Origin of the sequence: Mesonia aestuariivivens (genome assembly GCF_019311235.1) — a bacterium.
Taxonomy (GTDB): Bacteria; Bacteroidota; Bacteroidia; order Flavobacteriales; family Flavobacteriaceae; genus Mesonia; species Mesonia aestuariivivens.
Genome location: NZ_JAHWDF010000004.1, coordinates 148,094 through 171,906, shown reverse-complemented (window position 1 = coordinate 171,906; position 23,813 = coordinate 148,094). Strand labels below are relative to the sequence as shown.

29 protein-coding genes and 1 pseudogene are annotated in these 23,813 nt (G+C 31.8%); 13 read left to right on the top strand and 17 right to left on the bottom strand.

What is annotated here, in order from left to right; genetic code table 11:
* Nucleotides 1-131: 131 nt before the first annotated feature.
* The gene (locus KW502_RS05380; RefSeq protein ID WP_219039508.1) at nt 132-1,592 is read left to right on the top strand and encodes an aminoacyl-histidine dipeptidase; all 1,461 of its coding nucleotides are present in this window, start codon (nt 132-134) and stop codon (nt 1,590-1,592) included.
* Between the two features lie 113 nt (nt 1,593-1,705).
* On the opposite strand, the gene KW502_RS05375 is transcribed toward KW502_RS05380, so the two are convergent.
* A complete protein-coding gene (locus tag KW502_RS05375; protein ID WP_219039507.1) occupies nt 1,706-2,656 on the bottom strand; it encodes an aldo/keto reductase in 951 nt (316 codons plus the stop codon).
* Between the two features lie 104 nt (nt 2,657-2,760).
* The gene (gene xerD / locus KW502_RS05370; RefSeq protein WP_219039506.1) at nt 2,761-3,657 is read right to left on the bottom strand and encodes a site-specific tyrosine recombinase XerD; all 897 of its coding nucleotides are present in this window, start codon (nt 3,655-3,657) and stop codon (nt 2,761-2,763) included.
* Nucleotides 3,658-3,773: 116 nt separating this feature from the next.
* Here xerD and KW502_RS05365 point away from each other — a divergent pair, with 116 nt between their 5' ends.
* The gene (locus KW502_RS05365) at nt 3,774-4,385 is read left to right on the top strand and encodes a porin family protein (RefSeq protein WP_219039505.1); all 612 of its coding nucleotides are present in this window, start codon (nt 3,774-3,776) and stop codon (nt 4,383-4,385) included.
* Between the two features lie 68 nt (nt 4,386-4,453).
* On the opposite strand, the pseudogene KW502_RS15600 reads toward KW502_RS05365, so the two are convergent.
* Nucleotides 4,454-4,768: pseudogene (locus KW502_RS15600) on the bottom strand (outer membrane beta-barrel protein); the annotation flags it as partial.
* A gap of 82 nt (nt 4,769-4,850) precedes the next feature.
* Nucleotides 4,851-5,075: a hypothetical protein gene (locus tag KW502_RS05355; RefSeq protein ID WP_219039504.1), complete on the bottom strand. Its 225-nt coding sequence runs from the start codon at nt 5,073-5,075 to the stop codon at nt 4,851-4,853.
* Between the two features lie 168 nt (nt 5,076-5,243).
* Between KW502_RS05355 and KW502_RS05350 the strand changes: the two genes are divergently transcribed.
* The 3 genes from KW502_RS05350 to KW502_RS05340 all read left to right on the top strand — a co-directional run bounded on the left by KW502_RS05350 (nt 5,244) and on the right by KW502_RS05340 (nt 7,495).
* The gene (locus tag KW502_RS05350; protein ID WP_219039503.1) at nt 5,244-5,834 is read left to right on the top strand and encodes a porin family protein; all 591 of its coding nucleotides are present in this window, start codon (nt 5,244-5,246) and stop codon (nt 5,832-5,834) included.
* A 384-nt stretch (nt 5,835-6,218) separates the two neighbouring features.
* Nucleotides 6,219-6,653, top strand: a complete 435-nt coding sequence (aroQ, locus tag KW502_RS05345; RefSeq protein ID WP_219039502.1) for a type II 3-dehydroquinate dehydratase — start codon at nt 6,219-6,221, stop codon at nt 6,651-6,653.
* Between the two features lie 290 nt (nt 6,654-6,943).
* On the top strand, nt 6,944-7,495 hold the full coding sequence (locus KW502_RS05340; RefSeq protein ID WP_219039501.1) for a hypothetical protein: 552 nt from the start codon (nt 6,944-6,946) through the stop codon (nt 7,493-7,495).
* A gap of 136 nt (nt 7,496-7,631) precedes the next feature.
* Here the strand turns inward: KW502_RS05340 and lpdA are convergent, their stop codons facing one another.
* The 4 genes from lpdA to msrB (KW502_RS05320) form a co-directional block, all read right to left on the bottom strand.
* Nucleotides 7,632-9,023: a dihydrolipoyl dehydrogenase gene (gene lpdA, locus KW502_RS05335; RefSeq protein ID WP_219039500.1), complete on the bottom strand. Its 1,392-nt coding sequence runs from the start codon at nt 9,021-9,023 to the stop codon at nt 7,632-7,634.
* A 123-nt stretch (nt 9,024-9,146) separates the two neighbouring features.
* Nucleotides 9,147-9,662: a hypothetical protein gene (locus KW502_RS05330; protein ID WP_219039499.1), complete on the bottom strand. Its 516-nt coding sequence runs from the start codon at nt 9,660-9,662 to the stop codon at nt 9,147-9,149.
* 11 nt (nt 9,663-9,673) lie between these two features.
* Nucleotides 9,674-10,066, bottom strand: a complete 393-nt coding sequence (msrB, locus tag KW502_RS05325; RefSeq protein WP_219039498.1) for a peptide-methionine (R)-S-oxide reductase MsrB — start codon at nt 10,064-10,066, stop codon at nt 9,674-9,676.
* A gap of 4 nt (nt 10,067-10,070) precedes the next feature.
* Nucleotides 10,071-10,556, bottom strand: a complete 486-nt coding sequence (gene msrB, locus KW502_RS05320) for a peptide-methionine (R)-S-oxide reductase MsrB (protein ID WP_219039497.1) — start codon at nt 10,554-10,556, stop codon at nt 10,071-10,073.
* Between the two features lie 133 nt (nt 10,557-10,689).
* Here msrB (KW502_RS05320) and KW502_RS05315 point away from each other — a divergent pair, with 133 nt between their 5' ends.
* Nucleotides 10,690-11,505, top strand: coding sequence for a M48 family metallopeptidase (locus tag KW502_RS05315; protein WP_219039496.1), 816 nt, complete (start codon nt 10,690-10,692; stop codon nt 11,503-11,505).
* 56 nt (nt 11,506-11,561) lie between these two features.
* On the opposite strand, the gene KW502_RS05310 is transcribed toward KW502_RS05315, so the two are convergent.
* Nucleotides 11,562-11,789 (bottom strand): DUF6095 family protein, encoded by a 228-nt coding sequence (locus KW502_RS05310; protein ID WP_219039495.1) that lies wholly within the window; start codon nt 11,787-11,789, stop codon nt 11,562-11,564.
* A complete protein-coding gene (murQ, locus tag KW502_RS05305) occupies nt 11,782-12,603 on the bottom strand; it encodes an N-acetylmuramic acid 6-phosphate etherase (protein WP_219039494.1) in 822 nt (273 codons plus the stop codon). The genes KW502_RS05310 and murQ overlap by 8 nt, the downstream gene beginning before the upstream one ends.
* 375 nt (nt 12,604-12,978) lie before the next feature.
* On the opposite strand from murQ, the gene KW502_RS05300 reads away from it, so the two are divergent.
* A complete protein-coding gene (locus tag KW502_RS05300; RefSeq protein ID WP_219039493.1) occupies nt 12,979-13,662 on the top strand; it encodes a peptidoglycan-binding protein LysM in 684 nt (227 codons plus the stop codon).
* On the opposite strand, the gene KW502_RS05295 is transcribed toward KW502_RS05300, so the two are convergent.
* The 3 genes from KW502_RS05295 to dnaA are packed head-to-tail and all read right to left on the bottom strand — an operon-like array spanning nt 13,640 to nt 16,307.
* Nucleotides 13,640-14,377: an SAM-dependent methyltransferase gene (locus KW502_RS05295; protein ID WP_219039492.1), complete on the bottom strand. Its 738-nt coding sequence runs from the start codon at nt 14,375-14,377 to the stop codon at nt 13,640-13,642. The two genes, KW502_RS05300 and KW502_RS05295, sit on opposite strands and share 23 nt — an antisense overlap.
* Before the next feature lie 38 nt (nt 14,378-14,415).
* Complete coding sequence (locus KW502_RS05290; RefSeq protein ID WP_219039491.1) at nt 14,416-14,877, bottom strand: low molecular weight protein-tyrosine-phosphatase; 462 nt, start codon at nt 14,875-14,877, stop codon at nt 14,416-14,418.
* Nucleotides 14,878-14,879: 2 nt separating this feature from the next.
* Entirely contained in the window at nt 14,880-16,307 is a 1,428-nt protein-coding gene (gene dnaA, locus KW502_RS05285; RefSeq protein WP_219039490.1) for a chromosomal replication initiator protein DnaA, read from the bottom strand.
* A gap of 211 nt (nt 16,308-16,518) precedes the next feature.
* Between dnaA and KW502_RS05280 the strand changes: the two genes are divergently transcribed.
* Nucleotides 16,519-16,914 (top strand): acyl-CoA thioesterase, encoded by a 396-nt coding sequence (locus tag KW502_RS05280; RefSeq protein ID WP_219039489.1) that lies wholly within the window; start codon nt 16,519-16,521, stop codon nt 16,912-16,914.
* A 216-nt stretch (nt 16,915-17,130) separates the two neighbouring features.
* On the opposite strand, the gene KW502_RS05275 is transcribed toward KW502_RS05280, so the two are convergent.
* The 4 genes from KW502_RS05275 to ribD all read right to left on the bottom strand — a co-directional run bounded on the left by KW502_RS05275 (nt 17,131) and on the right by ribD (nt 20,375).
* Entirely contained in the window at nt 17,131-17,742 is a 612-nt protein-coding gene (locus tag KW502_RS05275) for an IMPACT family protein (protein ID WP_219039488.1), read from the bottom strand.
* A 2-nt stretch (nt 17,743-17,744) separates the two neighbouring features.
* A complete protein-coding gene (locus tag KW502_RS05270; protein WP_219039487.1) occupies nt 17,745-18,614 on the bottom strand; it encodes a GRP family sugar transporter in 870 nt (289 codons plus the stop codon).
* The gene (locus KW502_RS05265) at nt 18,611-19,219 is read right to left on the bottom strand and encodes an HAD family hydrolase (RefSeq protein ID WP_219039486.1); all 609 of its coding nucleotides are present in this window, start codon (nt 19,217-19,219) and stop codon (nt 18,611-18,613) included. The genes KW502_RS05270 and KW502_RS05265 overlap by 4 nt, the downstream gene beginning before the upstream one ends.
* 100 nt (nt 19,220-19,319) lie before the next feature.
* A complete protein-coding gene (gene ribD / locus KW502_RS05260) occupies nt 19,320-20,375 on the bottom strand; it encodes a bifunctional diaminohydroxyphosphoribosylaminopyrimidine deaminase/5-amino-6-(5-phosphoribosylamino)uracil reductase RibD (RefSeq protein ID WP_219039485.1) in 1,056 nt (351 codons plus the stop codon).
* Between the two features lie 113 nt (nt 20,376-20,488).
* On the opposite strand from ribD, the gene KW502_RS05255 reads away from it, so the two are divergent.
* From KW502_RS05255 to KW502_RS05235, 5 genes are all read left to right on the top strand, one after another.
* Entirely contained in the window at nt 20,489-20,977 is a 489-nt protein-coding gene (locus tag KW502_RS05255; protein ID WP_219039484.1) for a GNAT family N-acetyltransferase, read from the top strand.
* A 99-nt stretch (nt 20,978-21,076) separates the two neighbouring features.
* Nucleotides 21,077-21,931, top strand: a complete 855-nt coding sequence (prmC, locus tag KW502_RS05250; RefSeq protein ID WP_219039483.1) for a peptide chain release factor N(5)-glutamine methyltransferase — start codon at nt 21,077-21,079, stop codon at nt 21,929-21,931.
* A gap of 184 nt (nt 21,932-22,115) precedes the next feature.
* Nucleotides 22,116-22,733 (top strand): LOG family protein, encoded by a 618-nt coding sequence (locus tag KW502_RS05245; protein WP_219039482.1) that lies wholly within the window; start codon nt 22,116-22,118, stop codon nt 22,731-22,733.
* Nucleotides 22,733-23,404 carry a VOC family protein gene (locus KW502_RS05240; RefSeq protein WP_219039481.1) on the top strand — a complete coding sequence of 224 codons (672 nt, stop codon included), beginning with the start codon at nt 22,733-22,735 and terminating at the stop codon, nt 23,402-23,404. The genes KW502_RS05245 and KW502_RS05240 overlap by 1 nt, the downstream gene beginning before the upstream one ends.
* 21 nt (nt 23,405-23,425) lie before the next feature.
* Complete coding sequence (locus KW502_RS05235) at nt 23,426-23,791, top strand: DUF1304 domain-containing protein (protein ID WP_219039480.1); 366 nt, start codon at nt 23,426-23,428, stop codon at nt 23,789-23,791.
* Nucleotides 23,792-23,813: the final 22 nt, after the last annotated feature.

The window sequence follows — 23,813 nt, the reverse complement described above, 5'->3', positions numbered from 1 at the left end:
AGAGAAACAATACCTTTGCAAAAGTTGAATTTTTGTCATAATTGAGCTTGTCGAAGTAGTTTGTAGAATTTTATAAATGAATTCTCGACTCCGCTCTAAGTGATTAAAAGTATAAATGTAAAATAATATTCATGAGTCAAGAAATAAGAAATTTAGAACCTAAAGCGGTTTGGAACAAGTTTGCCGATTTAAATGCTGTACCACGTCCTTCTAAAAAAGAAGAAAGGGTAATTGCGTTTATGAAAGATTTTGGAGAAAAGCTAGGACTAAAAACCATTGAAGATAAAGCGGGAAATGTAATTATCAAAAAGCCTGCAACTGCTGGTATGGAAGACCGTGCAATGATTGTACTGCAATCTCATTTAGATATGGTGCATCAAAAAAATAACGACACCAATTTTGATTTTGCTACACAAGGTATCGATATGTATATAGATGGTGACTGGGTGAGAGCAAACGGAACGACTCTTGGCGCAGATAATGGTTTAGGAGCTGCCGCTGCAATGGCAGTTTTGGAAAGTACCACAATTGTTCATCCTGCTATTGAGGCTTTATTTACTATCGATGAAGAAACAGGAATGACCGGAGCTAAAAATTTAGATAATTCGGTTTTAGAAGGTGAAATATTACTAAACCTCGATACAGAAGAAGATGATGAGATAGGTATTGGTTGTGCAGGTGGTGTAGATATTACCGCAAAAAAAACGTATCAAGAAGAGCAGGTGAGTGGTGAAGTTGAAGCTTTAAAAATTACCGTTAAAGGTTTAAATGGTGGTCATTCAGGTATGGATATTATTAAAGGTTTGGGTAACGCCAATATATTAATGAATCGTGTGCTTTACAATTGTTCTCAAGAAGTAGATATTCGTATAGCTGAAGTAAATGGCGGCGGATTAAGAAATGCGATCCCGCGTGAAAGCCAAGCAATTATTGTCGTAGCGAAAGATAATCAAGCTGCTTTTCAAAAAGCATTTGAAGCTATAAAGACAGCTATTGAAACTGAATTTAAATCTGTAGAAGCTAATTTAAATATTACTGCAGAAGTGATTTCTACTCCTGAAAAAGTGATGTCTAAAGAAACTCAGGTTGAAGTTTTAAAATCTCTTTATGCAGCTCATAACGGTGTTTTTAGAATGAGCCCAGATATTGAAGATTTAGTTGAAACTTCTAATAACGTGGCTAAAGTAAGTATTGCTAACGGAAAAGCTGAGGTTTCTTGCTTAACAAGATCTTCTGTAGAATCTGGAAAATGGGATTTAGCTTACAGTCTGCGTTCTGGTTTTGAGTTAGCTGGTTTTGAAGTTGAATTTAGTGGAGATTACCCAGGTTGGGCTCCAAATCCAGATTCAGCTATTTTAAAAGTTTTAGATGAATTATACCAAAAACAAACTGGAGAAAAAGCAAATATAGCAGCTTGCCACGCCGGATTGGAATGCGGAATTATTGGTAGCCACTACCCAAAAATGGATATGATCTCATTTGGGCCTACCATTAGAGGAGCACATTCTCCAGACGAAAGAGCTAGTATTTCTTCAACTCAAAAATTCTGGTACTTTTTTAAAGAAGTGCTTCAAAATATTCCGAAGAAATAAACTTCAATATAACATAATAAGATTAAAAAAAAGCCTCCAAGAAAGTTGATTCTTGGAGGCTTTTTATAGTTAGAAAATTAAGCTTTTAATATTCATTTCTCAATACTTGCAAATTATTCATCAAAAATATTCTCGTAAGAATTTCCTTTTGTAACAAACTGAGCATCACCTTTTACGTATCGATAATGCTTATCGAGTTCAGAAATTTGTTTCATATCTTCTTTGTCTAACTCGTAACCAACACTTTGTAGGTTTTGTTCAATTCTGCCTTCATTGGTAGATTTTGGGATTACTGCGGTTCCTCTTAATTCTGCCCATTTAATTAAAATTTGAGCAGGACTCGCATTGTGTTTTTTAGCTATCTTTTCAATAACATCATTTTTTAACAAAATAGGTTCATCATCTGCTTTCATATCTTCTGTACGATCGCCGCTTCCTAATGGAGAATAAGCGGTGACATTAACTCCGTGTTCACTACAATATTGTAATAAATTGTTTTGTTGCAAGTAAGGGTGCAATTCAACTTGATTCATCTCAGGCATATAAGTAGTTTCTTTTCTTAATTGCTCTAATTTTGTAGCACTGAAATTAGAAACGCCAACATGTTTTACCAATCCTTGCTTTTTAGCTTCTAACATCGCTTCCCAAGTTTCGCTCAACGGGACTTCATCTAGCGATAAAAATTCTTCATCTTTCTCTGGAAATTTTACATCTGGACTAAAAGCTACTGGCCAATGTATTAAATAAAGGTCTAAATAATCAAGTTGTAAATCTTTTAACGTTTGCTTCAATGCAGGGATTACATCTTCCTTTTTGTGTGAATTATTCCATAGCTTAGAAGTAACCCAAACATCTTCTCTTTTCACTTTACCGCCATCAAAAACTTTTTTAAAAGCGTTTCCTACTTCATTTTCATTTCCATAAATAGCGGCACAATCTATGTGTCTATATCCATTATTTAAAGCATGTTCAACAGCATTTTCTACCATTTTAGGTTCAGATTTCCAAGTTCCTAAACCAACAGCTGGCATTTGATCTCCGTCTTTAAATTTTAAAGTTCTCATAGTTTTTGTTTTTTCTTCAATATAGATGAAGTATGAGAACTGAGAAAGCACCGGCTCTACTTTAGCACAACTTTAATAGCAAATCTTAACACACCTTAATAAAACTATCGTCTGGGGTGAAATTTCTCTAACACATCTTTAAGATGAGAACGATCTAAATGCATATAAATTTCTGTGGTGATAATACTTTCGTGTCCCAACATTTGTTGTATGCTTCTTAAATCTGCTCCGTTTTCTAATAAATGTGTAGCGAAAGAATGTCTAAAAGTATGCGGACTTATTTTCTTTTTTATTCCTGCATTGATGGCGGTTTGTTTAACGATAGTGAAAATCATAGCACGAGTTAACTGTTTACCCCGCCGGTTTAGAAAGAGTATATCTTCAAAACCTTTTTGAATAGGTAAATGCACCCGAATATCATTGTGGTAAAGATTTATGTATTTAACGGTAAGCGGACTAATAGGAACCAGCCGTTGCTTATCGCCTTTACCTAGCACTCGAATAAAACCTTCGTCAAAATATAAATCAGATAATTTTAAGGTGATAAGTTCAGAAACGCGTAAACCACAACTGTAAAGTGTTTCTAAAATACAGCGGTTACGTTCTCCTTGAGGGTGGCTTAAATCTATACTATTAATAAGTATATCTATTTCTTCTGTAGAAAGTGTATCTGGTAATTTTCTACCGAGTTTTGGAGATTCTACAAGTTCTAACGGATTGTTTTTTCGATAATCTTCAAAAATTAGGTAATCAAAAAAACTACGTAACCCAGAAATGATTCTAGCCTGTGAGCGAGTACTCATGGTTTTAGCAACCTCATAAATAAATTGCTGAATTTGTTCTTCTGAAATTTTTAAGGGTGAAACTTCAATGTGGTGTTCTTCTAGGTAATTAATGAGTTTAACAATATCAAATTGATAATTTTCAATAGAATTCGAAGATAAGCCTCTCTCTATCTGAAGGTAGTGTTGATAATCTATAAGTGCTTGTTGCCATCTCATGCGTTAAAAGTAGAAAATTGAACTTAAATATTTAAGTATAATTTAGATTTTCCTTGAGATTTTATTGGCAAATACAGGCTTACATTTGTCTCAAATAAAAAAAAAGCAATATTATTATGAAGAAAGTAATTTTAAGTTCATTATTAGGTTTATTTGCCATTATTGGCGCTAATGCACAATCAGATTCAGAATTAGTACAAATTGGTGTAAAAGGTGGAGTGAATTTTTCTACTTTTACAGGAGATGATTTAGGAGGAGATCCTGATTCACGTACAAGTTTTAATGCAGGTTTTGTTGCAGAAATTCCTTTTAGCGAACGATTTTCTATTCAACCAGAAGTTTTATATTCAGGACAAGGTTTTGATGTTAAACAGTCAGATCAAGATAATTTTTTAGATAATGATGAAAATATCGAGTACCAATTAGATTATATACAAATACCGGTATTAGCAAAAATCTATTTATTTAAAGGTCTAAATGTACAAGCCGGACCTCAAATTGGTTTTAAAATTAATGAAGAAATTGATTTTCAGCCTAACGATGATGCTGGTGATGTTGACTTTGATGAAGCAGAAGACATTGATATTAGTTTAGCTGCAGGTATTGAATATAAATTTGATAGTGGTTTCTTTATTCAAGGAAGGTATAACTACGGTTTTACAGAATTAATTAAAGATTATGATGTACATAATTCTGTATGGCAAGCTGGTGTTGGATTTATGTTCTAAATAGTTAACAATAATAAAAAAAACCGACTTCTAATGAAGTCGGTTTTTTTTTGCTCAAATATTTCAATTTAAAATCTATAAATTAGACCTAAATTAATATCACTCATATTTAAGCTAAATTGAAATGAGTCTGTAGATTCATTATCTACACCTTCAATGTCTGGTTTTGCACTTGTATAACCAAGAATTCCAAACGTAGCCTCTAGTGCAAAATGCTCTGAAACAAAATAATTAACACCCGGAGCTAAACCAACATTTATACCATTAAATTTATTATCATTTATGTCTTTGGTATGTCCATAACCTAAACCTAGTTCACCAAATAAATTGAACTTATTGTCATTAAAAAAATAATATCTACCAAAAACATCGATATTAAATGTAGTGTTATCGGTAACATGTTGTCCTGTTGAATTTTCAGATTTTTACTTTCCGTAACCAACTTCTGCACCTATAGCAATACGTTTATTTAAAAAAATAACCAAAACGAGGTGCAATATTAAAATTATTGCTTTTAAAGTTGTTTGGGAGTTTAGTAGTACTAAAATTTACAGAACCCGATACAAACATGTCACCTTCATTAAAACCAAAAGCTTCAGTTTCTTGTTGGGCTTGAGCAATCGTAAAAGCAGCAAGCATAAAGATTGATAAAATAATTTTTTTTGTTTTTAAAATTTTAGACAAATTCATTGTTTTTTTAGTGAAACATTTTCTTACTTATTAAAGTTATACTGCAATGCGTTGTTTTTTAAATATTTACAATATAAAGGTTAAAAAATGAGTATTTTTTCAATAAAATGTTAACGGTTTGTAATAAATGTGTATATATTTGATTTAAATCTTAAAATAATTAACATTATGAAAAAATTATTACTTGTATTTGGTTTAGCTATTTGCGGAACATTTTTTAGTTATGGTCAAAATTTTGAAATTGGTGGCCAAGTAGGTTATGGAATATCAAATGTTTATACAGACGATGATAGTGCAGATTCAAAAGGTGTATTCCATATTGGGGCTGTAGCTCAATATAACTTCAACGAAGATTGGTCATTAGTAGGGGAATTATTATACGACCAAAAAGGATACTCTTATACAGATGGAACAGATGGTGAAGAAAGTATAAACTATTTAAGTGTTCCTGTAATGGCTAAATATAACTTTGGTTCTTCAACTAAATTTTATTTACAGGCAGGTTTGTATGGTGCTTTTTTACTTTCTGCTGAAGGAGAATTTGAAGGTAGAGATGTTGATACTAAAGATGCCTATGAAAGTACAGATTTTGGTGTTGCATTTGGTTTAGGTGTTGAATTTCCTATTCAAGAAAATTTAAAACTTTTTGTAGATTTAGTAGCGAATTCAGGCTTTTCTAATATAGCTGCTGAAAGTGATTTCGATATTACTAATGGAGCTACAAAAGCAGGTGTAGGTCTTAGGTATTCTTTAAACTAACCAATCATCAAATATATTTGAGAGCGAAAACTTTGGTTTTCGCTTTTTTTTATAATTATAATATTATTATCTAATATTATAATTATATCTCATGATCTTATTTTTAATGGCTAAGGTCATAATATTGATTTTGGTGTAAATGCAGGTATAGGTTATGAGTTTAGCAATGCTGTGTTCTTAAATGCTAACTATTACTATGGATTGAGTAATATTAGCGAAACCAATATTGCATTTGTAGAGCAAGAAATTAAACAGCGTGTTGTTCAATTTTCTGTAGGTTATTTTTTTAGCTAGTTTGCTTTAATTTTAAAACTTTATTAAATAAAACCGAATCGTTTCTTCATTAGATTTTAATACCTTTATATTTTCTATAAATAAAATTTAATGAAAATTTTAATCATTAACGGTCCAAACTTAAACTTACTTGGCGAGCGTGAACCCAGTGTTTACGGTAAAAAGTCATTTGATGAATATTTCACAATACTTCAATTTAAATTAAGAGAAGTAGAACTTTCGCATTTTCAGTCTAATCACGAAGGAGAAATTATCGATAAATTACACGAAGCAAGAATTCATTTTGATGGGGTTGTGCTAAATGCAGCAGCTTACACACATACTTCTGTAGCGATTGCAGATGCGGTAAAAGCGATTCAAATTCCAGTGGTTGAGGTTCATATTTCAAATACTTTAGCAAGAGAAAATTTCAGAAAACATTCCTATATCGCTCCTTATGCAAGCGGAGTGATTACCGGTTTCGGGATGAAAAGCTACGAACTTGCCGTCTTGAGTTTTGTAGAATTACCTGATAAAAATGAATAGCTCCACCTCAATTTTATTAGTGAATAAAACTAATTTTAATATAGATTAAAATAAAGAGTAGGTTATTACTAAATCATTAATAATAATGAATAGCGAAAGCTTTAAAAATTAATGTTATCAGGAAATTAGTTTTAATATCAATTTTCATTAAGGTAAATTTTTAAAAAATTAGGCTTAATTTTAACTTTTTTAGCTAAGATTTATAAGTTTAAGGTTTTTTATTAACGACATTTTGAGAAATGTCGTTAGTTATTTTTTGCTTCTTTGCATTAATAAAAAAAAACTTAATAATGAAAAAGACTTATTTATTTTTACCCGTATTATTCATGACTATTTTATTTAGTTCTTGTAGTGATGACGATGATGTAGTAGATCGTTTGAGAACTATTAGTGATATTCCTATAAATGCGGAGGTTAGTATTGATTACTTACCGATTAATATTTTTGAAATTCCAGTTGAAAAAGATTTAGATTTACGTCAGTTAATCGAAAATGAGTTAGGAACTGATGAAACTTTAGATCAAGTTGAAGAAGTAGAGTTAGATGATATGGATATTGTCTTGGTAAGTGCAAATGATCAAGAAAATTTCGATTTTATTAACTCTGTCACTTTGGGAATAAGAACAGACGATTTAGAGTATAAAGAAGTTGCTACTTTAGATGAAATTCCATCAGGTGCTACTACTTTAGATTTAAATACCATCGATGGTGTTTTTATTGATGAATATGCAAAATCTGAAAGTCTAAAATTAGTAATTAAATTTGAAAGTACAGAAGATGCTTCTAATTTAAATTTAAATTTAAAGATGCAATTTGATGCTAAATTAGATCCTTCGCTTTAATAAAAGGTGAATTATCAAAAAAAGCTCTGCAAAATTTTGCAGAGCTTTTTTGATTCAATATTTATGAGCCAATTAAAAACTAATAAAGCTTTGTGAGTTTCACAACAAGGCTTTATTAGAATATCTTATTTTAATCTTAGATATGAATTACTTCATCATAAGCGGCAGCAGTTGCTTCCATTACGGCTTCACTCATCGTTGGGTGAGGGTGAACTGCTTTTAAGATTTCGTGACCAGTAGTTTCTAGTTTTCTAGCTACAACTGCTTCAGCAATCATATCGGTAACACCGGCACCAATCATATGGCAACCTAACCATTCACCGTATTTAGCATCGTAAATTACTTTTACAAATCCTTCCTTTTTACCAGAAGCGCTTGCTTTACCAGAGGCAGAGAAAGGGAATTTACCTACTTTAATTTCGTAACCTTGCTCTTTAGCTTGCTTTTCTGTAAAACCTACACTAGCAATTTCTGGAGAAGCATACGTACAACCAGGAATGTTACCATAATCTAAAGCTTCAACTTTCATTCCTTTAATTTTTTCAACACAAATAATTCCTTCCGCAGAAGCAACGTGTGCTAAAGCTGGTCCAGCAACAACATCACCAATAGCGTAAATACCAGGAACGTTAGTTTGGTACCACTCGTTAACGACGATTTTATCTTTATCGGTTTTGATATTTAAATCTTCTAAACCTATATTTTCAATATTTGTTTTTATACCTACAGCAGAAAGTACAACATCCGCTTCTAAAGTTTCTTCGCCTTTTTTGGTTTTTACTTTAGCTTTTACGCCTTCTCCAGAAGTATCTACACTTTCTACAGAAGAATTAGTCATTACTTTAATACCTGCTTTTTTGAAAGATTTTTCAAATTGTTTAGAAACTTCTTCGTCTTCTAATGGTACTAGGTTTGGTAAAAATTCAACAATTGTTACTTCTGTACCCATTGATTTGTAGAAATGTGCAAACTCTACACCGATAGCGCCAGAACCAACCACGATCATTTTCTTAGGTTGTTTCTTAAGGTTCATCGCTTCACGATAACCGATTACTTTTTCACCATCTTGAGGTAAATTAGGGAGTACGCGAGATTTTGCTCCAGTTGCTACAATAATATGATCTGCTTCGTAATCTTTTGTATTTCCGTCTCTATCTTTTACAGCAACTTTTTTACCAGGTTTTAATTTTCCGAAGCCGTCGATTACATCAATTTTGTTTTTCTTCATTAAGAACTGAACACCCTTGCTCATTCCACCAGCAACATCACGACTTCTTTTGATAACAGCATCAAAATCTTTATCTACTTTTTCAGCCTTCAATCCGTAATCTTCAGCATGATTTAAGTAATTAAAAACTTCTGCACTTTTAAGTAAGGCTTTGGTAGGTATACAACCCCAATTAAGACATACACCTCCTAAATTTTCTTTTTCAATTACTGCAGTTTTAAACCCTAGTTGTGATGCACGAATGGCGGTTACATAACCTCCTGGACCACTACCTAAAACTATAATATCGTATTTACTCATATCATTTTTATTTTTAGCTGAATTTACATTACAAATTTAAACAATAATACCCATAACCAAAAGCATAGACTTAGATAAGTATTACTTTTAATTATGGGTATAATTATGAAAAAATAAGAATGTTTACAGCTTTCTATCTATTTGAAAACCTTTTTTGCTTGCCTCTTGCATGAGACTTTCATAAGTTTGTAAATCGTTATTTGGATTATTTGCAAAATCTGAAGGGACAACTACTACTCTAAATAATTGATTTTGATAATATTCAGGAGTTAATGTGCTTAAATCAAAATTTCCGTCTATAAAAATTCTTACATCTCTAAAAGTATGATCAAAGCTATAGGTTAATATATCTCCATTATCAAAATAAATGGTTTCAGGTAAAAGCTTCCAGACATCAATAGGCCCTGTTGGATCTGATATTGATTGTTCAGACCTATAAACCAATACAGCGTCAGATTCTAATACCTCAATATTATTATCGCTAAATAAGTAAGTAAATTCGTTACTATCGTTAAAATTCACCGTAAATTCTGCTGTGTTTCCTAGTATATTTACACCAGGCTCACCTTTGTCTCCTTCACAATTGGTTAATCCAAAAACTGCGATTAGAGCAATTACTATAAGTTTTATTTTATTCATCTTGTTTATATTTACTTGTTAAATTCTATACTTGCTGAATTTACGCAGTAACGTTGTCCTGTTTCTGTTGGTCCGTCATCAAAAACGTGACCAATATGTCCACCGCAATTACTACATAAAATTTCTGTTCTCATCATTCCGAAGGTGGTATCTTTTACATACTCTATACTTCCTTCTACTGCCTGATCAAAACTTGGCCATCCGCAATTGCTATTGAATTTCGCTTGGCTTTCAAAAAGTACATTTTCGCAGGCCGCACATTTGTACTTTCCATCTTCAAAATGAAGATTATATTTACCAGTATGTGGAGCTTCTGTACCTTTTTTTCTTAAAACTCTGTACTGTTCTTCAGAAAGTTGTTCTTTCCATTCTTGTTCAGATTTTTCTAGACTGTATTTTTTCATAGTTTTATTTTTTAGTGGGAATAAAATTCATTGCTACACCATTTAAACAATATCTTTTGCCTGTTGTTTCTGGTGGTCCATCATTAAAAACATGTCCTAAATGTCCTCCGCATTTAGCGCAAAGCACTTCATTTCTTTTGTAACCTAATTTATTATCTGCAGAATAAAAAACGCCGCCATCTATAGGTTTATCAAAACTAGGCCAGCCAGTACCACTTTCAAATTTTCTTTTGGTTTTAAAAAGTGGATGCTTGCAAGCAGCACATATAAAAGTGCCAGGATTTTTAATTTTATTTAACTCACTTGAAAATGGTTTTTCTGTACCTTCTTTAATCAAGACATAGTATTGTTGTGCAGTTAATTGATTTTTCCATTCTGCATCTGTTTTCTGAATTTCAAATTGTTCGCTTTTAGGTTTTTTTTGAGCATTACCTTGGCAGCTTACTAATGTGAAAAAACTTATTAAAAATAGATATGTTATAATTTTCATCGTTTACTTTTTTTGTAAACTTACAAAGTTTGTGCCGTTTCTAAAATTTAAGAATTGTTAAAGCGATGATAAACTTCAAATTAGCAATACAGCAATTTTGTAGTTTTACACTAATAACTAATTAGATTAAATTATGAAATTTAGAAATATAACCTTTGCCATAGTGGTGATGCTTGCTTTTTTATCTTGCACCCAGAACCCCTTTACTGGTAAAAAAACATTAGCGGTAGTCCCTAATTCGCAAATTTTGCCTACAGCTTTTCAGCAATATGATGAGTTTTTAAAAGAAAATAAAGTCGTAAAAGGAACTTCAGAAGCAATGATGGTAAAAAGTGTAGGACAAAAGATAGCTACTGCTGCAGAGCGTTATTTAAATGCTAATGGTTTTCAAGGTTATTTAAAAGACTACCAATGGGAATATAATTTAGTAAAAGATGATGCAATAAATGCTTGGTGTATGCCTGGAGGAAAAATTGTAGTTTATACAGGAATTTTACCTATAACTGAAGATGAAGCTGGTTTAGCGGTAGTTATGGGGCATGAGGTAGCGCACGCTTTAGCTAATCATGGACAACAACGAATGAGTGCAACTCAATTGCAACAATTAGGGGCTACCGTTGGCGCAGTGGCTGTAAGCCAAGAAAATCAGCAAATATTTCAAACCGCTTATGGTTTAGGTACACAGGTAGGAGTAATGTTACCATTTAGCAGAAGCCATGAAACAGAAGCAGATAAAATAGGATTAACATTAATGGCAATTGCAGGGTATAATCCTGACGAAGCAGCTGATTTATGGAGAAGGATGAAAGCTAATAGTGGGGGAGCAGCACAACCAGAATTTTTAAGTACTCACCCTTCTAATGATACGCGTATAAATAATCTGGAATCTTGGTCTGAAGGAGCAAAAGCTGAAGCTAGAAAATACGGGGTTACAAATTTTAAGAGTTAAAAAAGCCTATTTTGATTCGTAAAAAACATCCGAAATAATTTTATTTCGGATGTTTTTTACGAATCAAATAAAGCTTTCATTAAGGTGCTAATTCCTTTGAAAATTAAAAAAATACCTAATCCACAAACTATAATTCCTAATATGAGTACTGCAACATATAAAGGATGTTCTTTATTATGAAAAGCAGAGTATAAAATTGAAGGTCCTATAAATATAACAGGAAGTGCTCCTGCTAAATATCTAATTCCTTTTCCTAAAATTTCTTTATTTGTTTTTTTAGTCATGATTAATGTTTTTTATAGCTTCACGAACATTACCGTATTTTTTTAAAGCGATTTGTGATTCTTTATAAGAAAAACCTGTTGCTTCTTGAATCATTTTTGTTCCTCGCTCTATAAGTTTTTGATTACTTAACTGCATGTCTACCATCTGGTTTCCTTTCACTTTTCCTAGCTGAATCATAGTTGTGGTGGTGAGCATATTTAGCACCATTTTTTGCGCCGTACCAGCTTTCATTCTAGAACTTCCTGTTACAAATTCTGGACCTACAATTACTTGTATAGGTAAATTAGCAACTTTTGCTAAAGGACTATTTTTATTACAAGTAATGCAGCCTGTTGGAATATTCTCTTGGTTACATTTTTCTAAAGCTTTTACTACATAAGGTGTTGTTCCTGAAGCGGCGATACCTACAACTATATCTTTAGACGAAATCTTATAATCTTTTAAATCGTCCCAACCTTGGAGTTCATGATCTTCTGCATTTTCTACAGCATTTCTAATAGCTTGATCTCCACCAGCAATAATACCTATAACAAGTTCTGATGAAACTCCGAAAGTAGGCGGACATTCACTAGCATCTAAAATACCCAAACGACCACTTGTCCCTGCACCTATATAAAATAGTCTACCACCATTCTCAAGTTGTTTAACAATTCTGTGGGTTAAATTTTCAATTTGAGGTAATTGCTTATTGACAGCTAGGGCAACTTTTTGATCTTCTTGATTAATATTCTTGAGGAGTGTTTTAATATCCATCTGCTCTAAATTATCATAAAGCGACGCTTGTTCTGTAGTTTTTATAAACTCTTCACTCATTATTTTATTTTTATAAATATCAAATTTAAAACATACTAAATTGGTGTTGCTAAAATTTGTAAATTTTTTTTATTTAAAAGATAAATGTTGATGATTACAAAAAGAAAATTTCTTTTCATATTATAAAATTTCCTTAAAAAAATTGATGTCTAAACTCAGTAATTTGACGTTTTTTTAATAAACGAAACTTTGAATCCTATGTTAGTACTGATTTTGTGAAGTTTTTATAAACTGAAAAACAATTATTTAGCGATGTTTTTAAGCTATGTTTATTTTAACAAATATTTTGTTTGCGTATATAAAAATAGCGTATCTTTGCCCCGCGAATTTAAAGACGTAAGCTTTTATTGTAAAGTGTCTTTTAAACTTAGTGTATTGAGAAGAAGTTTTGCTAAAATAATAGCCGTACCGGTATTGACAGGAATTTTTCTATTATCGGGGTTTTCTAATAAAGAGGAAGCAATTATTGCAAGTGTAACGACTAAAAATTTACCAGAATACTATAATGTAAAATCTAACGATAGCTTATTCGTTAATGAAATAGTTTTTCCGGTACTCCCAAAAAATTATTTAGGTTTTAAAGAAGCGGTTGCTTTTAAAGAATCGGGTAGCGATTATAGTATAATTAATCAATTTGGATATCTTGGCAAATATCAATTTGGTAGAGGAACGCTAAGGCTAATAGGTATTTATGATACAAAAGATTTTTTAAATAATCCTAAATTGCAAGAAGCTGCATTTTATGCCAACGCTTCTCGTAATAAATGGATACTTCGTAGAGATCTTAAATGGTACGTGGGTAGAACTATCGGTGGTGTAAAAGTTACAGAATCAGGTGTTTTAGCTGCTGCTCATTTGGCTGGTCCAGGAAGCGTGAAAAAATTTTTACGCAGTGGAGGAGAAGATGGTTTTTCTGATGCTTTTGGAACAAGTATTAAATATTATCTAAATAAATTTAAAGGTTACGATACTTCTTTTGTGAAGCCAAATCGTAAAGCTAAGGCAACAGTGACCAAGCTTAATAATTATTTTTCGGCTACTGCTCTTTCTGAAAAATAAATATACAAGGCTTTTTGTGAAGTTCTGTTTTAATTTTCTTCCACTCTTTAACTGTTCTTGTTAGAATTGCTTCTGAAGACTGTGTTACTTCACAACCAATGCAAAGGGTAGTTTGTGGATGAAGTACTTGTAATAAGTCTTCTAGAAACTTATCATTTCGATATGGTGTTTCAATAAATATTTGGGCTTGATTTAATTCTAAAGAAGTACGTTCAAGTTTTTTAATGGCTGCTTTTCTTTCCGTTTTATCAATTGGTAAATAGCCGTTAAAAGCAAAATTTTGCCCATTAAGTCCGCTGCTCATTAAAGTAAGAAAGATAGAAGAAGGTCCTACTAGCGGTATTACTCTTATATTTTTTTCATGAGCTAATTTAACCACATCTGCGCCAGGATCTGCAATACCAGGACAGCCAGCTTCGCTTATCACGCCCATATCTTTACCTGCTAAACATGCTTCTAAAAATTCTGGTACATCTTCAGGCTTAGTATATTTATTAATAATGCTGAAATTTAAAGAAGGCTGTGATTTATGTGGTGCAATATTCTTTATAAATCTTCTTGCTGTTTTTTCATTTTCAACAATATAATCATCAATTTCTTCAATTTTCTTTTTTACACTTAACGGTAAAACTTCTAAAGGTGCCGAACCTCCCAAATCGTTAGGGATGAGGTATAATTTTCCAGATTTAAATTCTTGGTGAATGCTATTCGACATCTATATAAAATTTAAAGTTAATGTAAAGCTCTAATTAATTAGACTTTGTTCAATTCTTTCGAAATAGTATTTGTTGCTTCATCGAGCATATAGTACACGTTTTCAAAACCTTGATCACCGCCTTGATATGGATCTGGTACAGATGAATTTTCATCTGATAAAATAGTATTTAGAATAAGAGAAACTTTACTTTTATCTTGTTCATTTCTAGCTAAATTAATTACGTTTCTGTAATTAGATTTATCCATCACATAAATGTAATCAAACTTATCAAAATCTTCTCGAGTAAATTGTCTAGCAGTTTGATAGGCAATATCGATTCCGTGTCTTTTAGCTATAGCAATAGATCTTGGGTCAGGAGTATTTCCTACATGATAGTTAGAAGTGCCTGCAGAATCTACAAAAACCTTATCGTTATTAACTTTAGCTTTAAGAAGACCTTCTGCCAATGGCGATCGGCAAATATTTCCCAAACAAACCATTAGTACTTTTGTCTTCATAATTATAGGGTAAGTTTTTTATTTAAATCTTCTACAAACTTTTTAAATTGTTTATCTGTGGTAGATAAATTATTAACAGTTTTACAAGCGTGAAGAACCGTAGCGTGGTCTCGTTTTCCAATTTGTGTACCAATACTAGCTAAAGAAGCTTTGGTGAGTTTTTTGGCAAAAAACATGGCTAGTTGTCTAGCTTGTACAATGTGACGTTTTCTGGTTTTAGATTGAAGTGTTTCTACATCCATTTGAAAATAATCACTCACTACTTTTTGAATGTATTCAATTGAAACTTCTTTCTTAGTGTTCTTAACGTAATTATCTACAATTTTACCTGCAAGATCTATTGTGATGTCTTTTTTATTGAAAGAAGAATGTGCAATTAAAGATATAATTGCTCCTTCTAATTCTCGAATATTAGTTTTAATATTATTAGCTAAATATTCAATAATTTCTTCAGGCATTTCTACACCATCTCTATATAATTTGTTTTTAATAATAGAGACTCTTGTTTCAAAATCTGGATTCTGTAATTCTGCAGAAAGTCCCCATTTAAAACGAGAGAGTAAACGCTGCTCAATGTCTTGCATGTCTACTGGTGCTTTATCACTGGTTAAAATTACTTGCTTTCCATTTTGATGTAAGTGATTAAAAATATGGAAGAAAACATCTTGTGTTCCTGCTTTTCCTGATAATAATTGAATATCATCGACAATCAAGACATCTATAATTTGATAGAAATGAATAAAATCGTTTCTGTTATTTTTTTTAACCGATTCAATATATTGTTGCGTAAATTTTTCAGCAGAAATATAAAGCACCGTTTTTTCTGGATATTTATCTTTTATCTCAACACCAATAGCATGACCTAAATGGGTTTTACCTAAACCTACACCTCCAAAAACTAGTAGTGGATTAAATGAAGTGCCTCCTGGACGGTTCGAGACTGCTAATCCTGCAGATCTTGCTAACCTATTAGAATCTCCCTCTAGAAAATTTTCAAAACTATAATTGGGATTCAATTGCGAATCAATTTTCACGTTTCTAATTCCAGGAATAATAAACGGGTTCTTTAACTCTGGACTTTTATTTTTTAAAGGAACGTTAACTTCTTGCGAAGAGACATTACTTCGTTGTGAACTAGGTATTTTCTCTGTAAATGGTTGCTTATTACCATAGGTGTTTTCCATCTTGATGGCATAAACCAATTTAGCATTTTCGCCCAATTCTTTTGTCAAAGAAACCTTTAATAACTTCACGTAATGCTCTTCTAACCATTCGTAAAAGAATTTAGAAGGCACCTGAATGCTTAACGCATTGTCAGTGAGCTTTACTGCTTTAATTGGTTCAAACCAAGTTTTATAGGCTTGGGGAGTAATATTATCCTGTATAAATGACAGACAATTTTCCCAAACTGAATCAGCAGTTTTACCCATAATTTTATTGTAAATTTTATTGTTATTTATATATGAAAATGAAAATGAACTACTTAGGAAATACTAAGCATTTATCATTTTGAGACCACAAATATGTGAACAAAAAAGGTAAAAAAAAAACCCAATTTGTATTGAATTTATTCTTTTTTTTTCTCATACTTAAATTCTTTATAAACTTACAAAATCTAAACCAAGAAAAGCAATTAATTTTATGAAATCATATTCTTCAATTATCCGAGTTCGTTATGCAGAAACAGATCAAATGGGTGTAGTTCATCACGGGAATTACGCGCAATACCTTGAACTAGCAAGGATTGAGTGGATGGAGCAATTTGGTATTTCATATAAGTCAATGGAGAATGATGGGGTTATGCTTCCTGTTTATGAAATGAAGTTTAAATTTAAGCGACCAGCACATTTTGATGACTATTTAACTATACAAACCACTCTTATAGAGTCTCCTGGGTTTAGAATAAAATTCAATTATAAAATATATAGGGAAGAAGAGTTGTTAACAACTGCTGAAACAACTTTAGTATTTATGGATGCCAAAACGAAAAAGCCTATCTCATGTCCAACACATATTTTAAAAGCTATCGGGTTTTAAAAACAGATGTAATTAAAATTGAATCTAAATAAAAGTCATGCATTTTAATAGATTTATTTTTAATTCTACAAATTTTATTAAAAATAGAATTTGAGTTTAATTTAATATAACGATGTGTTTTAGAGTTGAAGAGTAATTTTTAAATAATTAAGCTCACTGTAAATTTGGAATATCAATTTAGACTTTTCAGCTTCAAAAGAACAAGGAAAAAATTAATTATTCAACTTCTTCAATTTTAACTCCGTAAATCCCCTCAAATTTCTGATAGATATTTTCAGCTTCATTTTCTCTTACTGAAATAAAAATTTGACAGTTCATTTCTAAAATTTGATTGGTAACGTTTAAGTTTTTCTCTTTAATTACCCGCATCACTTTATTCATATCAGGATATTCGCAGGTCACTTTATATTCGGTATTAATGGTTTTAGTTTTTATAACAGAAGCTTCTAACGCCATTTGTGCAGTAGTTTTGTAAGCACTAATTAAGCCACCAACACCTAATTTAACTCCACCAAAATAACGAACCACTACCACTAAAATATTAGTTACTTTAAAAGATTGTAACTGTCCATAAATAGGCATTCCTGCCGAATTAGAAGGCTCGCCATCATCGTTAGCTCGGTAATGATCGTAGCGTTTCCCTAATTGCCAAGCGTAACACCAATGTCTTGCTTTATGGTGTTTGCTTTTCATTTCTTCTAAGGCTAAATTAATTTCATCTTCATTTTTCACAGGGAAAGCATAACCAAAAAACTTACTGCCTTTGTCCTTAAATAAGACTTCTTCGCCTGGTGTGAAAATGGTTTTATAGATATCTTCTGCTTCCAAAATTATCGGGTTGTGAGTGCGACTAAAATAATACTTACTACAGCTAATGCAATACCAATCCAGTTTTTTCTAAGTAATTTTTCTTTAAAGAGTAAAATTCCTAACAAGGTAGAAAGTAAAACTATAGCTACGTTGTTTAAGATAAAAACGGTGGTGCTTGGCATTCCGCTGCGAAGGGCTTGAATAAAAAAGTAAATAGAATAATAATTGGGAATACCTAAGGCTATACCGCCTAAAACTTCTCTGTAGGTGAATTTAATTTTCTTTTTTGTGAAATGAATAATTCCTATAATCATCCCGATAACTGCGGCACAAATAAAGATAGAAGTAGAAAATAGCGCTACATCTTCTTTTGTAACAAAATTTTGCTCTAAAAATTTGATAAGCGTTTCTATAATTCCGCTGCCCAAAAAAACCAATAGCGGATAAATAAGCGTATTTTTTTCTAACTGAATACCCGATTTTGTCTTAACAGAAGAAAGATAAACGGCAACTAGCGCGAGTGCAATTCCGCAGATTTTTAAAAACCCAGTAGGTTCGTTGTAATAAAATATCACAAATAATATAGGGATTGCGACACTCATTTTACTAGCAACAGAAACTGCTGAAAGTCCACTTTTTTGTGTGGTAATGGCCATTAAATTAAAAACAGTTATAAATAGAACACCTAATAAAATTGCACCAAAAATCCAATCTTGGGCTAGAGTGTCTTCTATGGTAAAAGCACGTTCGAGTCCAAAATAACCAGCGATACAGGCTGTAAAGTAATTTACTACAATGGCGTAAAGTGAATTAATTTTAAATCTATCGAGCAGTTTAAAAACCACATAAATAGCTGTAGACGATAATATACTAAGTAAAAGATAAATCAAAAGAGCTTAGATTTAATGCTGAATAAATGAACGATATCTTCGCTTTTAGGGTCAATATTCCAAGTGTGAATGCCTAAATTTTTTGCGGTTTCGGTATTTTCTTGCGTGTCGTCTACAAATAAAACTTCTTTAGGGCGAAGTTGATGTTTTTCTAAAACAAACTCGTAAATATCTACATTAGGTTTTCTAAAGTTAATTTCGTGAGAAAGATAAAACGCATCAAAGCAAGCTTTAAATTCTGCAAAATCGATAATGTTTTCCTTTATCCAAGAAATGTGTAAATCGTTGGTGTTGCTTAATAATATAAGTTCATATTTTTTTTCTTCTTTTAATTGCTGAAGAAATTCTAAACGGTGTTTGGGTAAATCTAATAAAATTGAATTCCACGCTTTTACTAAATCTTCTGAAGAACTTTTCGGTATTTTATTTGTGTAGAAATTGACAAATTCTTCAGAAGAAATTTTACCCATTTCATAAAGTTGATTTTGCTGAATCATTTCTGAAGAAAAATCATTTAACCCCAATTTGTTTAATTCCCTAAAAGTGGCAGCTTTATCTAAATTGAGAAATACGTCACCAAAATCAAAAAGTAAGGTTTTTATCATTTTTTATAGTAATTAGTTTTGCAGCGTTACGTGCTTACCAAGAAATTTAGTTATGATTACCTTGAGAAAGCTTTGAATAAATTTCTAGACGGCAATATAGTTATAAACCATTTCTATAAATTTCTAATTGATCGTTATCAATCATTAAGTTTTCAATTATTTTTCCTGTAAAAGTTGGCGCTTTAGTTCCGGTTTTAAATAATTTTTTTCCTGTAAATACGCGAGCTTCATTCCAAAGATTGGTATCTATAAATGTCTGCAGGGTTTTTTTTCCTCCTTCAATAATAACCGATTGTAATTCGTGACGATAAAGCACTTTGCAAATTTCTTCGGCTAAATTCAGTTGAAAATCTACTTTTTCAATAATAAGATTTTCTTTTTCTAATGCAGGGGGAATTTCAGTATTAAGTTCTGTAATTACAATAGTTTTGATAGTTCCGTCAAATAAGTGAGAAGCTTTTGGGATGCGTAAATTTTGATCTAGTACAACTCTTACAGGGTTGTTGCCTTCCCAAAGTCTGGTGTTTAATTTGGGGTTGTCTTTAATTGCAGTTTGTGTGCCTACTAAAATGCTTTGCTCTTCACTTCGCCATTTGTGTACCAATTGTTTTGAACTTGAATTGGTAATCCAAACAGGTTCTCGTTGGTCTTGAGTTTCTGGAGCGATAAATCCGTCTTGAGTTTGCGCCCATTTCAAAATAACATAAGGTCGTTCGTGTTGATGAAAGGTGAAAAAACGTTTGTTTAATTCTTGACTTTCTTTTTCTAAAACTCCCAGCACCACATCGCAACCAGCACTCAATAATTTTTGAATGCCGCGACCTTTAACCTTTGCAAACGGATCCATTGTGCCAATCACCACACGTTTAATTTTATGAGCGATAATCAAATCGCTGCAAGGCGGTGTTTTTCCAAAATGCGAACAAGGCTCTAAGCTTACATAAATGGTCGATTTTTTGAGCAGCGATTTATCGTTTACAGAATTAATAGCATTAACCTCTGCGTGGGGTTCGCCAGCTTTTTGGTGCCAGCCTTCGCCAATAATTTCATCTTGATATACAATCACGCTTCCCACCAATGGATTAGGGTAAGTATTTCCTGTAGCATTTTTAGCTAACTGTATGCATCGTTTTAAGTAAAATTCGTGTTTTTTCACTTCTTTAATTTAATTTTTTAGTAAAAGCTTAGGCTAAACTTATTAAGTTCTTCTCTGTAAAAACTTAAATAATTACGATCTTTGTAAGTCAAAAGTAGTAAGAATATTTTATAATGAAGACACCTATTATTCGATCTATTCAACAAAATGATAATCCGTTTATAGCGCAAATGATTCGTGAAGTTTTAGTAGAATCTGGAGCGCCAAAAATAGGTACTGCTTACGAAGATAAAACCTTAGATCAAATGTTTGAAACCTATTTAGGGGAGCGTTCGCAATATTTTGTTTTGGTTGAAAATAATAAAATTATTGGCAGTGCTGGTATTGCTCCATTAGCTGAAGAAAAAGCGGAAATCTGTGAGCTGCAAAAAATGTATTTTTCTGCAGAAGCTCGTGGTCGAGGTTTAGGAAGTGAAATGATGAAAGTTTGCTTAGATTTCGCAAGAACTCAAAATTTCACTCAATGTTATTTAGAGACTTTACCGTATATGAAGGCTGCTCAAAAACTTTACAAGAAAACAGGGTTTATAGAAATTAACCATCGCATGGGGGATACAGGTCATTATTCTTGCGATGTTTGGATGTTGAAAAAATTAGACTAACGGTTAGGAAATTATTATTTTGAGCGAAGTCGAGAATTATTTTTATTGTCATTCTTAACTCGTTTCAGAATCTCATTATCATTTAAAATTGAATAAAAGTTGAAAATAAAAAAATACAAAACTGAATTTTTTGCAAAATTGCTTCCACTTTTTCCGGAAACAGAAGTAGAATCGTTTTTCTATTTATTAACTGAAGCGTATCTCGATAAAACAAGAATTCAATTAGCTTTAGATCCAAATTTTGAAATAAAACCTGAACACTATCAGCAGTTTGAAAAAGCTTTAGCGCGATTAATTCAGCAAGAACCCATTCAATATATTTTAGGAGATACAGAATTTTTTGGTTATCCTTTTCAAGTGAATCAACATACGTTAATTCCGCGTCCAGAGACAGAAGAATTGGTAGCTTGGATCATTGAAGATTGCAAATTCAACATTCAACATTCAATATTCAGTATTTTAGATATTGGTACTGGTAGCGGCTGCATACCTATAAGTTTGGCTAAAGAACTTCCGCAGGCAAAATTAAGTGCGATAGATGTTTCGGTAGAAGCGCTAAAAGTAGCCCAATTAAATGCGAGCTTAAATAAAGTTACCGTCAATTTTATTCAGCAAGATATTTTAAAAGCAGAAAATCTTTCTGGTAAATACGATGTGATAGTTTCTAATCCGCCTTACGTTCGTGAACAAGAAAAAGAGTTCATGCATAAAAATGTACTTGAGTTTGAACCAGAATTGGCGTTATTTGTTGAAAATGAAAACCCATTAATTTTCTATCGAAAAATAGCCCAATTAGCTAAAACCGCATTAACTGAAAATGGAATTCTCTATTTTGAAATCAATGAATATTTAGCTGAAGAATTAAAATCTATGTTAAAAGAATTTGACTGCCGTGAAATCGAATTAAAAAAAGATATTTTTGGAAAGTTTAGAATGTGTAAAGCTTCATTCTGATAAGAAACTCATGACGTTAATTGTCTTGTTTTTTAAATAAAAATAGAAGATTCGTCATTCTGAATTTACTTCAGAATCTTATCAGGGTTTTAATTAAATTTTGATGATTCTCTAGAATCTAAAATTTAAAAGCTTAAATTAAGTTTGAATTAAAAATACCTATTTAGAAAAAAAAATAATTAATATGAATTCAACTGAAAAACCTGCTGTAAACTTCATTAAAAGTATAGCCGTATTCTGCGGAAGTAGCGATAGTAATGATGAATTTATTTACAGTCAAGCTTTCGAATTAGGCAGAGCTTTGGCTAATAAAAATATAGATTTGGTTTACGGCGGAAGCAAGTTAGGCTTAATGGGGCAAGTGGCGAAAGGGGCTTTAGAAAATGACGGACTCGCATTTGGCATCATACCAGAATTTTTGAAAACCAAAGAAATTGTACATCGCGAACTTACCGAGCTTATTACCACTCAAGATATGCACGAGCGCAAACTTAAAATGCACAAAATGAGTGATGGTTTTATCATGTTGCCCGGTGGCTTTGGTACATTTGAAGAGTTTTTTGAAATCTTAACTTGGGCACAATTGGGCTTACATAAAAAACCAATTGGTATTTTAAATACAGAAGGTTATTACAACGATTTGCTGATGATGTTCAACAATATGGTGACCAAAGGCTTACTGAAAAAAGAAAATTTAGATTTGATTCTGGTTTCAGATTCGGTAGAAATTCTCTTAGATAAAATGCATAATTACGAATCGAAAGTAGATACCAAATGGTTAACTAAAAACGAGCAGACTTGATGAAAATTAAACAACTTCATATTTACACGCAAAATTTAGCGGAGCAGAAGAAATTCTATGAAGAAGTTTTAGATTTACCAGTTCGTAAAATCGGGAGCAACGTGATTCAGGTTCTTTTGGGTTTTTCTGAAATTTTTATGGAAGAAGATCTTACTGCAAAACCTTATCATTTCGCATTTCATGTCATGCCATGCAAAATTGAAGAAGCTAAAAACTGGTTAGAGAATAAAGTAAAACTTTTAACTTTTGAAGAACAAGCCATCATAGATTTTTCGAATTGGAATGCTAAATCGCTTTATTTTTATGATGAAAACAAAAACATTGTAGAATTTATTTCCCGTCAAAACCTATTCCCAGAAACCGAAAAACCCTTTAATGCCGAGCAAATTTTAGGAATTGCTGAAATTGGTTTGGTGACAGATAATGTAGGAGAGAAATTTAATTTTCTTCAGCAAGAATTTGGTTTAGAACAATACGATGGAGATTTAGAAAAGTTTTGTGCAGTGGGCGATGATTTAGGATTGTTTATCACCATTAATCAGCAAGAAAAAGATTGGTTTCCAATTAATGATAAACCTTATGTAGCAGATTTCCAAGTTGCTGTTCAGCACCAAGAAAAGGACTTTGCTATTCGGTTTAAAAATAATCAACTTGTAAAAATTAACGAATAATTCTTATTTAATAAATCGCTTATGCAGATCGCTGTTCAAATTATCATAGGTTTTGTGGCTATTTTTCATCTCTATATTTTTTGGTTTGAAATGTTTGCTTGGGAAACAAAAGGACCTAAAATATTTAAAAAATTTCCTAAAGATTTATTTCCTGTAACTAAAACGATGGCTGCTAACCAAGGACTCTATAATAGTTTTTTAGTAGCAGGGCTTTTTTGGTCATTTTTAATTACAGACCTAAATTGGCAAAATAATATTGCTTTATTTTTCTTAAGTTGTGTTTCTGTAGCAGGAATTTATGGCGCTATAACTGCAGATAAGAAAATATTTTTTATACAAGCTCTGCCGGCTTTAGTCGGAATTTTATTAATTATTCTGAAGCATTAAACGCTTACTTCAATTTTATTTT

Excerpts from the sequence above, each read along its gene's own strand:
- KW502_RS05380 (WP_219039508.1), top strand. The coding sequence starts at position 132 with ATGAGTCAAGAAATAAGAAATTTAGAACCTAAAGCGGTTTGGAACAAG.
- KW502_RS05375 (WP_219039507.1), bottom strand. The coding sequence starts at position 2,656 with ATGAGAACTTTAAAATTTAAAGACGGAGATCAAATGCCAGCTGTTGGT.
- xerD (WP_219039506.1), bottom strand. The coding sequence starts at position 3,657 with ATGAGATGGCAACAAGCACTTATAGATTATCAACACTACCTTCAGATA.
- KW502_RS05365 (WP_219039505.1), top strand. The coding sequence starts at position 3,774 with ATGAAGAAAGTAATTTTAAGTTCATTATTAGGTTTATTTGCCATTATT.
- KW502_RS05355 (WP_219039504.1), bottom strand. The coding sequence starts at position 5,075 with ATGAATTTGTCTAAAATTTTAAAAACAAAAAAAATTATTTTATCAATC.
- KW502_RS05350 (WP_219039503.1), top strand. The coding sequence starts at position 5,244 with ATGAAAAAATTATTACTTGTATTTGGTTTAGCTATTTGCGGAACATTT.
- aroQ (WP_219039502.1), top strand. The coding sequence starts at position 6,219 with ATGAAAATTTTAATCATTAACGGTCCAAACTTAAACTTACTTGGCGAG.
- KW502_RS05340 (WP_219039501.1), top strand. The coding sequence starts at position 6,944 with ATGAAAAAGACTTATTTATTTTTACCCGTATTATTCATGACTATTTTA.
- lpdA (WP_219039500.1), bottom strand. The coding sequence starts at position 9,023 with ATGAGTAAATACGATATTATAGTTTTAGGTAGTGGTCCAGGAGGTTAT.
- KW502_RS05330 (WP_219039499.1), bottom strand. The coding sequence starts at position 9,662 with ATGAATAAAATAAAACTTATAGTAATTGCTCTAATCGCAGTTTTTGGA.
- msrB (WP_219039498.1), bottom strand. The coding sequence starts at position 10,066 with ATGAAAAAATACAGTCTAGAAAAATCTGAACAAGAATGGAAAGAACAA.
- msrB (WP_219039497.1), bottom strand. The coding sequence starts at position 10,556 with ATGAAAATTATAACATATCTATTTTTAATAAGTTTTTTCACATTAGTA.
- KW502_RS05315 (WP_219039496.1), top strand. The coding sequence starts at position 10,690 with ATGAAATTTAGAAATATAACCTTTGCCATAGTGGTGATGCTTGCTTTT.
- KW502_RS05310 (WP_219039495.1), bottom strand. The coding sequence starts at position 11,789 with ATGACTAAAAAAACAAATAAAGAAATTTTAGGAAAAGGAATTAGATAT.
- murQ (WP_219039494.1), bottom strand. The coding sequence starts at position 12,603 with ATGAGTGAAGAGTTTATAAAAACTACAGAACAAGCGTCGCTTTATGAT.
- KW502_RS05295 (WP_219039492.1), bottom strand. The coding sequence starts at position 14,377 with ATGTCGAATAGCATTCACCAAGAATTTAAATCTGGAAAATTATACCTC.
- KW502_RS05290 (WP_219039491.1), bottom strand. The coding sequence starts at position 14,877 with ATGAAGACAAAAGTACTAATGGTTTGTTTGGGAAATATTTGCCGATCG.
- dnaA (WP_219039490.1), bottom strand. The coding sequence starts at position 16,307 with ATGGGTAAAACTGCTGATTCAGTTTGGGAAAATTGTCTGTCATTTATA.
- KW502_RS05280 (WP_219039489.1), top strand. The coding sequence starts at position 16,519 with ATGAAATCATATTCTTCAATTATCCGAGTTCGTTATGCAGAAACAGAT.
- KW502_RS05265 (WP_219039486.1), bottom strand. The coding sequence starts at position 19,219 with ATGATAAAAACCTTACTTTTTGATTTTGGTGACGTATTTCTCAATTTA.
- KW502_RS05255 (WP_219039484.1), top strand. The coding sequence starts at position 20,489 with ATGAAGACACCTATTATTCGATCTATTCAACAAAATGATAATCCGTTT.
- KW502_RS05245 (WP_219039482.1), top strand. The coding sequence starts at position 22,116 with ATGAATTCAACTGAAAAACCTGCTGTAAACTTCATTAAAAGTATAGCC.
- KW502_RS05240 (WP_219039481.1), top strand. The coding sequence starts at position 22,733 with ATGAAAATTAAACAACTTCATATTTACACGCAAAATTTAGCGGAGCAG.
- KW502_RS05235 (WP_219039480.1), top strand. The coding sequence starts at position 23,426 with ATGCAGATCGCTGTTCAAATTATCATAGGTTTTGTGGCTATTTTTCAT.